Source organism: Pontivivens nitratireducens (genome assembly GCF_014235845.1).
GTDB lineage: Bacteria > Pseudomonadota > Alphaproteobacteria > Rhodobacterales > Rhodobacteraceae > Pontivivens > Pontivivens nitratireducens.
The window spans coordinates 24239-34937 of sequence record NZ_JACJUQ010000020.1; the positions used below are offsets into that span (position 1 = coordinate 24239).

A 10699-nucleotide genomic window follows, 5' to 3' on the forward strand; every position below is an offset into this window, starting at 1 on the left:
GAATGATCACGCTCAATCGCCGCCAATTTCTGGCAACATCTGCTGCGTTCAGTGGTCTGTCGGCCAGCACTGGATTTGCGGGCACGCCATTCGCGACCCTGACAGCCCAGCAAAGCGACGTGCAGCTGCTGCCCGGCAACTATGGCAAGACATCGCTTTGGTGCTTTGACGGCGGCTCACCCGGTCCGGAGATTCGCGTGGCGCAGGGGGGGCGTGTCCAGCGCAGATTGGTCAACCGGTTTTCTCAGGGAACGTCGACGCATTGGCACGGCATCCGCATCGACAATGCGATGGATGGCGTTTCCGGCCTGACACAGGATGTGGTCCAGCCGGAGGAAACATTCGACTATGACTTTACTGTCCCGGATGCCGGGACCTATTGGTACCATGCCCATAATAGGTCGTTTGAGCAGGTGGGCAGAGGGCTTTACGGTGCACTGATCGTGGAAGAGGCCGAGCCTCTCGACATTGATCGCGAGGAAGTCCTGATCCTGGATGATTGGCTTATTGACCCCGAAACCGCGCAGATCAAAGACGACTTCGGAGCGCCTCATGATCTCAGCCACGCAGGGCGCATCGGCAACCTGCTGACGACCAATGGAACCTTCAATCTGGGCCTGAGTGCACGCAAGAACGAAAGACTGCGCTTGCGGCTGATCAATGCTGCCAATGCGCGCAATTTCCAACTGGGGCTGGAAGGCCTTGACGGTTGGGCGGTTGCTTTGGACGGCATGCCCCTGGCTGCACCCATTAAGGTGACGGAGCCGATGATCCTCGCTCCGGCTCAACGGATCGACCTGATCGTCGATGTGGTCGCGGATGTTGGTGAAACGGCTCATATTCTTCAGTTCGGCCGGGAAGAGGCCTTCAGCCAGGTTACATTCGAGGTCGTTGAGTGGGGCTCGAAAAATCGTCGAGACGCGCCTTTGGCCTTGCCGCCGAACGACCACAGGATGGTCGACTTGAGTGAAGCCACGATGCTCAGCCTGAGTATGGAAGGCGGTGCCATGGGGCGGATGAGGTCCGCTTCCCTTGGGGGCGAACTCAAGCCGATCGGCGAGATCGTCGAGGCCGGGTATTTCTGGTCGTTCAACGGCAAAGTGGACGGGATCAACGGTGATCCCCTTGCGCGGCTGGACCGCGGCCAGAATGTACGATTGAAGATCGTGAACGACACGGCGTTTCCGCACGCGATGCACCTGCATGGCATTCACTTCCACGAGGTCGCCGAAAACGGCACCCTCGGACCGCTGCGTGACACGACCCTTCTTGAACGGGGTCAGACGCGCGAGATTGCCTTTGTGGCGGACAACCCGGGCCAATGGCTGCTACATTGCCACATGCTGTCGCATGCGGCTTCGGGCATGATGACCAAGATCGTCGTTGGATGACCCCGCGATCCGTCTATCTTGCGTTGGGCGTAGTTACCGTTGCGGTGGCTACCATATTCCTGTGGACCCGGTCCGGCGGAACCGACCATACGGCGGAAAACCTCATCAACTCCTCAGCCGATGTGGCCGCGGGCGAAGTCCTCTATGCCGAAAATTGCGCCGCGTGCCATGGCGCAAATCTGGAAGGTGAAGAAAACTGGCGCAGTCCGCGTGATGACGGAAGCCTGCCCGCACCGCCGCATGATGCAAGCGGCCACACTTGGCACCACGCGGACAGCATGCTGTTCGCCTACACCAAGCTGGGGGGCGCCGAGGTTCTCGCGGCGCAAGGCGTTGACTTCAACAGCGGCATGCCCGGTTTCGGCGACCAACTGAGCGACGGGGAAATCTGGGACATCCTCGCATACATCAAGTCAACATGGCCGGAGCGTGAACGCGCCACGCAAGCCGAGCGCACGGCCCAGGATATTGCCTCACAAGGAGACGGATAATGAAAAGATTCTTGGCTACCACCGCACTGTTAATGCTTCCGATCGCTGCGATTGCAGACGGCATGGACGAAGACCGGATCAAGGAACTGGTGCTGGAAGCCATCCGCGAGAATCCGGGCATCGTGTTCGAGGCCGCGCAGTTGTTCGAACAGCAACAGCAGGCGTTGCAGGCGCAAGCCGCAGCGCAGGTTTTCGATACGGAAAAAGCCACGCTTGAAAATGATCCCAATGCGCCCGTTCTGGGCAATCCGGATGGCGATGTCACGGTTGTCGAATTCTTCGACTACAACTGCCCCTATTGCCGCCGGGTTAAACCTGAAATGGAGGCCCTGCTCGCTGCTGATCCCAACGTCAGGGTCGTTTACCGGGAATGGCCCATTCTGGGGGACGGGTCGGTTTTTGCCGCCCGCGCGGCGCTGGCGTCCCGAAACCAGGGCAAATATGAAGAGTTTCATTGGGCCATGATGCAACTGAAGGAACGCGCAGAGGAAGCATCGATTCTCCGCACTGCGGAAGACATCGGCCTCGATGTTGCACAGTTGCGTCGCGACATGAACGGACCGGAAATCGAAGAACACATACAGACTTCCATGCGGCTTGCGCAATCTCTGGGGTTCAGTGGCACACCTTCATTTGTGATCGGCGACAGTCTTGCGCCGGGCCTGATCCAGGCGGACCAGATGATCGAGCTTGTCGATCAGGCACGGGCCGCCGAATAAGGACAATCCTACGCGGCTGAAGCGTCGTAGCCAGCGTCAGCGATGGCTTGCCGCACGGTCGCCTGTTCCAATGTGCTTTGGACAGTGACAAGGCGAAGGTCCAGATCGGCCGTGACAACGGCTGATGGATCCTTTGCCTTGATGCCGCTTTCTATAGCGGATGTGCAGTGTCCACAGCTCATTTTCGGGACGGAAAAAATCATGAAGGCCTCCATTTTTGGTACAACCTCAGACTTGGTCGTTCCATCGGGAGGAAGGTCAAGCAAATATCAAAAAAAATTAGATACTCTCTTGAGCTTCCAGCAACTGGAAGCCCTATATCAGGGTAAGTTCAACCGAGGAGGCCCTCATGACCGACCCCAATACGATACGTCTATCCGTTTCCGGCATGAACTGTGCGTCTTGTGTGGGCAGGGTTGAGAAGGCTTTGAACGAGGTTCCGGGCCTTTCGAACGTCAGTGTCAACCTTGTGAACGAAACGGCTCAATTTCAGATGGATAATCCGGCCACCACGGGCGTGGCGGTCACGGCCCTCTCGAACGCCGGATACCCGGCACGGACGGGGCGCGTAACATTGAACGTAGACGCCATGTCCTGCGCGTCCTGTGTCGGTCGGGTTGAAAAGGCGCTTGTACGGACACCCGGCGTATTGAATGCGGCGGTCAATCTGGCAACCGAAACGGCTGTGGTAGAGTATCTGCCAGATGCCATCACCCCGGAAAAGATTGCCCGGATCAGTACGGAGGCGGGGTACCCGGCCGAGATTGCGCAGAGCGATGCGCACGAGGACCGATCGGACCGCAAGGCAGAAGAAGCCGACGCGCTGGCGCGCCGTGTCATCCTTGCCGCGATCCTGACCGTGCCGGTGTTCGTTCTGGAAATGGGAAAACATACCATACCCGGCTTTGAGGGCCTGATTGAGAGCACAATCGGCATTCAAACGTCATGGCTGATCCAATTCGCGCTTGCCACGGTGGTTCTTTTCGGACCGGGTTGGGGGTTCTTTGCGAAGGGCATTCCGGCGTTGATCAAGCGTGCCCCGGATATGAACAGCCTTGTCGCACTGGGAACCGGGGCGGCGTGGACTTATTCCGTAGTCGCGACCTTCCTGCCTCAGGTGCTGCCTGACGGTGTGCGCGCCGTCTATTTCGAAGCAGCGGCGGTTATTGTCGTTCTGATCTTGTTGGGTCGCTGGCTTGAAGCGCGGGCCAAGGGCAAGACCGGTGCAGCCATTCAGGCCCTTCTTGGTCTGCAGGCAAAGACAGCCAGGGTCCTGCGTGACGGGCAGGCGACCGAGGTTGACATCAAGGAACTGCGGATCGGCGATCAGATCCTCGTGCGTCCCGGTGAAAGGCTGCCTGTCGATGGCGAGGTCACAGAAGGATCAAGCAACGTCGATGAAAGCATGATCACCGGTGAACCCCTCGCCGTGCCAAAGGCTGCTGGCGAACCGGTGACCGGCGGCACGGTGAACGGCACCGGGAGCCTGACCATAACGGCGACGCGAGTCGGGGCGGATACCACGCTGGCGCAGATTATCCGCATGGTCGAAGATGCTCAGGGGGCCAAGCTGCCGATCCAAGGCCTAGTGGATCGCGTGACCATGTGGTTCGTGCCTGCCGTTCTGGTTCTGGCGCTTGCGACTGTGGTTGTCTGGCTGCTGGTCGGTCCCGATCCGGCTCTGACCTTTGCGCTTGTGGCGGGTGTCTCCGTTCTGATCATTGCGTGCCCCTGCGCCATGGGGTTGGCCACGCCCACCTCGATCATGGTGGGGACAGGACGCGCGGCTGAGATGGGGGTGTTCTTCCGCAAGGGAGATGCGCTGCAACATCTGGATGAAGTTGGCGTTGTCGCATTGGACAAGACCGGGACGGTCACGCAAGGGCAACCCAGTTTGACAGACCTCATCACGGCCGACGGCTTTGACCGGGCAGAGACACTCGCCCTCATCGCATCTGTCGAGGCGCAGTCTGAGCACCCGGTGGCAGAGGCCATTGTGCAGTCCGCAAAGAGCGAAGGCCTGTCCTGGCCCGATGCGACGGAATTCCGGTCCGTGACCGGCTACGGTGTCGAGGCGCTTGTCCAGGGCCGCAAGGTTCATGTCGGTGCGGATCGCTTCATGGTGCAGCAGGGCATTGACACCAGCCCGCTGGAAGACCGCGAAAGGGCCTTGGCCGAAAAGGGACGCACCGCGCTTTATGCTGCGGTGGACGGATCCCTGGCGGCCGTGATTGCCGTGGCAGACCCGGTCAAATCCTCCAGCGCCGAAGTGATCGCAGCTCTGCATGATCGAGGGATCAAGGTCGCGATGATCACCGGAGACAAGAAGGCCACGGCAGATGCCATCGCCCGCGAGGTCGGGATCGACCATGTCATTGCAGGGGTGTTGCCGGATGGAAAAGTCGCCGCCCTGGACGAATTGCGGCAAGGGAACAGCAAGATCGCCTTTGTCGGAGACGGCATCAACGACGCGCCAGCGCTGGCCCATGCCGATGTCGGCATCGCCATCGGAACCGGCACGGATGTCGCAATCGAAAGCGCCGACGTGGTGTTGATGTCGGGCGACCTGCGCGGCGTGGTGAATGCCATCGACGTGTCGCGCAAGACCATGCGCAACATACGGCAGAACCTTATCTGGGCCTTTGGCTATAACGTCGCGCTGATCCCTGTGGCGGCGGGCGCGCTTTACCCGGCCTTTGGATTGCTCCTGTCGCCGGTGTTTGCCGCCGGGGCCATGGCGCTGTCCTCCGTGTCGGTTCTGACCAACGCGCTGCGGCTGCGACGGATCAAGGCGACGATGTCGGAACAGGATCCGCCCCACGACGCGGAGACGAAATTCGCAACGCAGCCCGCAGAATAGGAGACAGGTGTGAACATCGGAGAAGTATCAGAACGCGCGGGTTTGCCAGCGAAGACAATCCGCTACTACGAAGACATCGGCCTTGTCCGGCCTTTGCGCAGCGACAACGGCTATCGCGCCTTTCGCGACAGCGACATCCACAAGCTCGCATTTCTCGGTCGCGCCAGGACGTTCGGGTTCTCGATCGAAGACTGCCGCACGCTGCTTGATCTCTATGAAGATGAGACGCGGGAAAGTGCACAGGTCAAGGCTGTCGCTCAAGAGCATCTGGCCGCCGTTGACGAAAAAATCGCCCAGCTCAAGTCGATGCGAGAGACCCTGGCTCACCTCGTTGACGCCTGCCAGGGCGATCACCGCCCCGATTGTCCAATCCTGAAAGATCTGGCCAAAGACCCGTAACGCACGATGCCTGGGCCAGACATTTATGGGGTTTCATGCCGTTTCGATATATCGTCTTGAAACCCTCCAGCGCTGGAATGTTGTTCCTCCACAAATAGAATCCATGATGGAGAGATCAGATGTCTGAAGATGCGATCGGGAAATCTCGTGGCGGGTCCGACACCCGTTCAAGTGAAGGTGCAGCACATTCGGGAGGCCATTCAGGTTCATCCTATGGCCGGTTTCTGGCGATGGTCGGCACATCGACTGCGATCATGTTCGGCCTGATGTACATCAACTCGTACTCCTTCGAACATGTCTACTGGAGCGAAACCCGATTTTACATGACGTTCATCATGGGCGCGACGATGGCGACCGTGATGCTCCTTTTCATGTTGAACATGTACAAGAACAAGGGCGTCAACGCCGCGATCATTCTCGGGTCTGTCGTGATGTTCGCCGGCGCGCTCTGGCTCGTGAGAAGCCAGGAGACCATTCAGGACGAAAGCTGGATGAGCGCGATGATTCCGCACCACTCCATTGCGATCATGACAAGCGAACGGGCCGAGCTGACAGATCCAAGGGTCGAGGCGCTGGCTTCGGAAATTGTGACGGCGCAAAACCGCGAAATTTCCGAAATGCGTTTCCTCATAGATGACATTGAGGCAAATGGCGAAGCCGGTCCTGAATGGCCACTTGGTGAAGCGGACGGTCCGGCTGAAATGGAGGGGCTTCAAGAAGCGATTGCAACCCCGGTGATTGCCGGAATCCGTCCTGCACCGCTCAAAGCCGAAGAAATAACACGCGCACTGGGGTCCGACGGACAATGCCGTTTCATTCGCGCCGTGAACGCCGATCCCATTCTGGTCACGGACGGGGCGGGGAACGGCGTCGCCAAGATATCCGGATCGCTGGTCAACTTCACGTCGCAAGACACAGTGACGTCCGGTGGCGTCCTGTCTGCCGATGGTGGCCAATTCACGCTGGCGCCGGGTGACGCGGACGGTGAAGACGCCACCCTGCTGTTTGAATTGACGGGAGAGACGCCTCTGACTGTCGGATTTACCGGGTATTGGACCTGCAACGGTTAAAGGATTTAAAGGAACGCGTCATGACGAGAGAGGCAAAATCCACCCCGAAGACGGCGGTTTTGTACCGAATGGTGATGGAGGAGCATGTTTGTCCCTATGGGCTGAAAATCGAAGGACCTGCTTGAGCGGGAGGGGTATTCGATTGAGGACCGGCCTCTGAACACCCGCGAGGAAACGGATGCTTTCATGGAAGAACACGGTGTCGAAACGACTCCGCAGACCTTTATCGGCAATGAAAGAATTGGTGGCTATGACGCGCTGAGGGAATTTTTCGGCCAGGACGTAAAGGATGACGACGAGACGACTTATCAACCCGTCATTGCGATATTCGCGGTCGCATTCCTTATGGCGCTTGGTCTCAGTTGGGCGTTTTACGGTTCGATCCTGACGCTGCGGGCATTCGAGTGGTTCATCGCGATCTCGATGAGCTTTCTTGCTGTTCAAAAACTGCAGGACGTCGAGACGTTTTCCACGATGTTTCTGAACTACGATCTGCTTGCCCAGAAATGGGTGCGCTATGGCTATGTCTATCCCTTCGGCGAAGCACTTGCCGGTATTCTCATGGTCGCCGGTGCCTTGGTCTGGATCAGCGCGCCTGTTGCACTGTTCATCGGTACGGTCGGAGCGGCTTCAGTTTTCAAGGCCGTCTACATCGATAAGCGCGAGATCAAGTGCGCCTGCGTGGGCGGCGGTTCAAACGTGCCGCTGGGTTTCGTGTCCCTGACCGAAAACCTGATGATGATATTCATGGGCGTCTGGATGTCGGCGCGTGCGATGGGCCTCTTTTAGGCCTAACCATCCGTTTTCAAAGCGGTCACAGGGTCGCCAAGTGCAGCCCTGCTCAGCGCGTCGAGAACGGCTTCGGACGTCAGAACCTCGGACAGGATGATCCCGTCTGGCGCGTTTGGCCCGTAGACGATGTTGAACGGGATGCCAAACCTGTTGTGGCTTTCCAGATACCGGGAAATGTCAGTGCTGGGCCTAGTCCAGTCTGCCCGCATCGCAACGACATTATCACCCCGCAGTTGGTCGACCACGGGCGCACGGTCCAGCACCAGCGTCTTGTTGGCCTTGCACGTCAGGCACCAGTCTGCGGTCACGTCGACAAAGACGGTTTTTCCCTGCGACACCAGTTTCGGTATCTCGGAGCGATCGAACGCGACCCAGTCCTGGCCCACCGCTCTCGTCTGCGGCGGGATTGTCAGCGCCGTCGGCACCAGAAGGCTGAGAACAGCAACCACCACCAGCGCTGTCGGGCGCGTCAATCTGCCCGGCAAACGTATTGTTGCGAGAAGAATGAAAAGGCTCGTCATAAGCAGCACGGTCATGGCCACCCGGCCACCCGCCACCCCTATCAGTACCCAGAGCAGCCAGATCGCGGTCCCGGCCAGAAGACCGGCAAGCACCCATTTGACGACAACCATCCAACGTCCCGGCCTGGGCAACAACCGGACCAGACCAGGCTTCCCCGCCAGAACCAGATAGGGCAGGGAGAGCCCAAGCCCCAGAGCCGTGAAAACGAGAATGACATCAATCGGGCGCCCGGACAGGGCAAAGGCAACCGCTGTCCCCAAAAACGGGGCCGAGCAGGGCGTGGCCAGCACCGCCGCGAAGGCGCCTGTTGCAAAATCTCCGCCATACCCGTCGCGACCGCTTGATCTGGCCAGCCGTGACTGCAACCCGGAGGGCAATGAAACTTCGAACACCCCGAACAGATTGGCAGAGAACACGGCAAGCACCAGAAACATGACGGTCAGGAAAACAGGGCTTTGGAATTGCAGGCCCCACCCAACGGTGACGCCGACGGATTGCAGAACCAGAATGATTGCGGCGAGGGCCCACATGAACACCAGAACGCCAAGCGCCGACATCAGGAACCCATTCCGGACCTCGTGCGCTGGCTTGTTTCCATGATTGAGAACCGATGTCAGCTTGATGGACAGGACAGGCAGAACACAGGGCATGACATTCAGGATCAGACCGCCAAGAAAGGCAAAGGCCGCAATCGCCAGGATTTGCGTCAGATCCGGCAGGTTCGCCATAACCTCGAATGGTGCACCCGGGATGCGGTCTGACCAAGCGGGCTGCGCTGTCACCGCGCGTGATCCATCGGTCAAAGTCAGTTGCAGGGGCGGCGGATCCTCCCCTTGCGCGAGAAGAGGCAGCTTGGCCCAAAGGGCTGTTCCCGCATCATCGGTTCGGATGTCCGGTTTGCCAAAGGTGAATTCCGGCCCCAGTTCCGGAAAGATATCCGGCTTCACAAAGGCATTCGCACTGCGCGCCGTCACATAAAGCGCATCATCCGCGATCACCGCCGTTTCGACAATGATGTCGCTCTCTTCGGGACCAAGCGGCACCCGCTGGGCATACTCCGAAATCAGGCCCGCCGCCTTCGCGTCAATCCCGGTGCCCGCCGGAATTGTCAGTGCGAGATCGAAATCATGCGGCACACAGACAGTCGAGCACGCCAGCAATGAAACACGCGCCTGCAATGTTGCGGACTGGCCCGCAGTTTCGAGAACTGCCTGAATGGGCAGGACGACACGGGTCTTGTAGCCAAAATTCTCGATGCCGAATGCCGTGAAGCGCTCAGGCGCGGGCCAGAGCATCTGTGCGCTCACCAGATTTTCCGATCCATCCCATGAAATTTCAGGCGGCAGACCCACCTCGCCGGGCGAACGCCAATAGGCTTTCCAGCCCTCGGCCAGCTCGACATCCAGGCCAAGGGAAAGGGTTCTGGAGGTTTCCGCGACCCCATTTTCAACGGAGATGAGCCGGGCCGTGATTGTTGAATTCTCGTAGGTATCGCTCGATGCAGCAAAGCCCATGGAGGCCCAAAGGCAAGCCATGAGCATGAGAAGGAAGAATAGGCGCAACGTGGTTCGCATCATCTTTTGGCTCGCTTCCACCCTTGTCCCGAGATCGAAATCCGAAGCACCTCTATGGCTGCATCTCCCGGTTGGTCAACTTTACAAACGGATACAATGTCGTTTGTGAAGCCATCCCGCTGCGAGAATAACGCGACGAAGTCCGCGTTCGTAGCAGGAAGGCCAATAGAAGCTTTTTTCTTCATTGAACATTTCAATCGCAACCGCGGCCTCCAACCTTCCAGCGCTGGAAATTGAAACCAAATGCGGATGACTTAGTTGAACGCTTAGCAATTGAGAGAAGGAAGAAGAGGTGTTGTCACATTAACGGTCCTGAGGTTGCTGGTTCATTGATCTGGGCGTAGGCGGTGTCGATGCAGACACAAAAGATCAGCTACAAACGCCACCGGTTTCCGCCTCAGATCATCGCTCATATTGTCTGGCTTTACGTCCGGTTCAACTTGAGCCTGCGCGAGGTCGAAGAGCTGATGCTGGAACGTGGCGTCGACGTTTCGTATGAGACAATCCGGCGCTGGAGCGTCAAGTTCGGCCCCCTGATCGCCCACGTTCTACAGCGACGGCAGCCGCGCCCCGGCGATGTCTGGCATCTGGACGAAGTCGTTGTGAAGATCGCGGGTCGGTCATACTGGCTCTGGCGCGCGGTCGACCAACACGGCTTTGTTCTTGAGGAAATTCTCCAATCGAGACGAGACAAGCGCGCCGCAAAGCGGCTTTTGGTCAAGCTGATGAAACGTTGGGGCTTCGTGCCAAAAAGGATCATTACGGACAAGCTGCGCTCCTATGGTGCCGCAAAGCGCGAGGTCGGGGAGTGTCCTGACCTCTGTGTATCTGGCCCGGTCCATGCGGTTTCAGATACTCAAGCGTCGAAGCGCTCGCCGAAC

9 protein-coding genes and 1 pseudogene are annotated in these 10699 nt (G+C 58.7%); 8 read left to right on the forward strand and 2 right to left on the reverse strand.

Going from position 1 to position 10699, the window contains the following annotated elements; genetic code table 11:
- Positions 1-2 precede the first annotated feature (2 nt).
- The 3 genes from H1S03_RS15630 to H1S03_RS15640 are packed head-to-tail and all read left to right on the forward strand — an operon-like array spanning position 3 to position 2601.
- Positions 3-1391, forward strand: coding sequence for a multicopper oxidase family protein (locus H1S03_RS15630; protein ID WP_050686572.1), 1389 nt, complete (start codon positions 3-5; stop codon positions 1389-1391).
- Complete coding sequence (locus H1S03_RS15635) at positions 1388-1882, forward strand: c-type cytochrome (RefSeq protein WP_005619169.1); 495 nt, start codon at positions 1388-1390, stop codon at positions 1880-1882. The genes H1S03_RS15630 and H1S03_RS15635 overlap by 4 nt, the downstream gene beginning before the upstream one ends.
- Entirely contained in the window at positions 1882-2601 is a 720-nt protein-coding gene (locus tag H1S03_RS15640; protein ID WP_050686574.1) for a DsbA family protein, read from the forward strand. Before H1S03_RS15635 ends, H1S03_RS15640 begins: the two co-directional genes overlap by 1 nt.
- A gap of 8 nt (positions 2602-2609) precedes the next feature.
- Here the strand turns inward: H1S03_RS15640 and H1S03_RS15645 are convergent, their stop codons facing one another.
- Positions 2610-2804, reverse strand: a complete 195-nt coding sequence (locus tag H1S03_RS15645; protein ID WP_043847225.1) for a heavy-metal-associated domain-containing protein — start codon at positions 2802-2804, stop codon at positions 2610-2612.
- Positions 2805-2950: 146 nt separating this feature from the next.
- On the opposite strand from H1S03_RS15645, the gene H1S03_RS15650 reads away from it, so the two are divergent.
- The 4 genes and pseudogenes from H1S03_RS15650 (at position 2951) to H1S03_RS15665 (ending at position 7719) form a co-directional block, all read left to right on the forward strand.
- Positions 2951-5461 (forward strand): heavy metal translocating P-type ATPase, encoded by a 2511-nt coding sequence (locus tag H1S03_RS15650; protein WP_043847201.1) that lies wholly within the window; start codon positions 2951-2953, stop codon positions 5459-5461.
- A gap of 9 nt (positions 5462-5470) precedes the next feature.
- Positions 5471-5860: a Cu(I)-responsive transcriptional regulator gene (cueR, locus tag H1S03_RS15655; RefSeq protein WP_005619161.1), complete on the forward strand. Its 390-nt coding sequence runs from the start codon at positions 5471-5473 to the stop codon at positions 5858-5860.
- A 119-nt stretch (positions 5861-5979) separates the two neighbouring features.
- Entirely contained in the window at positions 5980-6930 is a 951-nt protein-coding gene (locus tag H1S03_RS15660) for a DUF305 domain-containing protein (RefSeq protein WP_050686576.1), read from the forward strand.
- Between the two features lie 68 nt (positions 6931-6998).
- Positions 6999-7719: pseudogene (locus H1S03_RS15665) on the forward strand (MauE/DoxX family redox-associated membrane protein).
- Positions 7720-7721: 2 nt separating this feature from the next.
- On the opposite strand, the gene H1S03_RS15670 reads toward H1S03_RS15665, so the two are convergent.
- Positions 7722-9758, reverse strand: a complete 2037-nt coding sequence (locus H1S03_RS15670; protein ID WP_074637417.1) for a protein-disulfide reductase DsbD family protein — start codon at positions 9756-9758, stop codon at positions 7722-7724.
- A gap of 413 nt (positions 9759-10171) precedes the next feature.
- On the opposite strand from H1S03_RS15670, the gene H1S03_RS15675 reads away from it, so the two are divergent.
- The coding region (locus H1S03_RS15675) for an IS6 family transposase (protein WP_249777957.1) at positions 10172-10699 on the forward strand (528 nt) is incomplete at its 3' end.

Coding starts and splice junctions, on each gene's coding strand:
- H1S03_RS15670 (WP_074637417.1), bottom strand. CDS start 9,758: ATGGGCTTTGCTGCATCGAGCGATACCTACGAGAATTCAACAATCACG.
- H1S03_RS15635 (WP_005619169.1), top strand. CDS start 1,388: ATGACCCCGCGATCCGTCTATCTTGCGTTGGGCGTAGTTACCGTTGCG.
- H1S03_RS15645 (WP_043847225.1), bottom strand. CDS start 2,804: ATGATTTTTTCCGTCCCGAAAATGAGCTGTGGACACTGCACATCCGCT.
- H1S03_RS15660 (WP_050686576.1), top strand. CDS start 5,980: ATGTCTGAAGATGCGATCGGGAAATCTCGTGGCGGGTCCGACACCCGT.
- H1S03_RS15650 (WP_043847201.1), top strand. CDS start 2,951: ATGACCGACCCCAATACGATACGTCTATCCGTTTCCGGCATGAACTGT.
- H1S03_RS15640 (WP_050686574.1), top strand. CDS start 1,882: ATGAAAAGATTCTTGGCTACCACCGCACTGTTAATGCTTCCGATCGCT.
- H1S03_RS15630 (WP_050686572.1), top strand. CDS start 3: ATGATCACGCTCAATCGCCGCCAATTTCTGGCAACATCTGCTGCGTTC.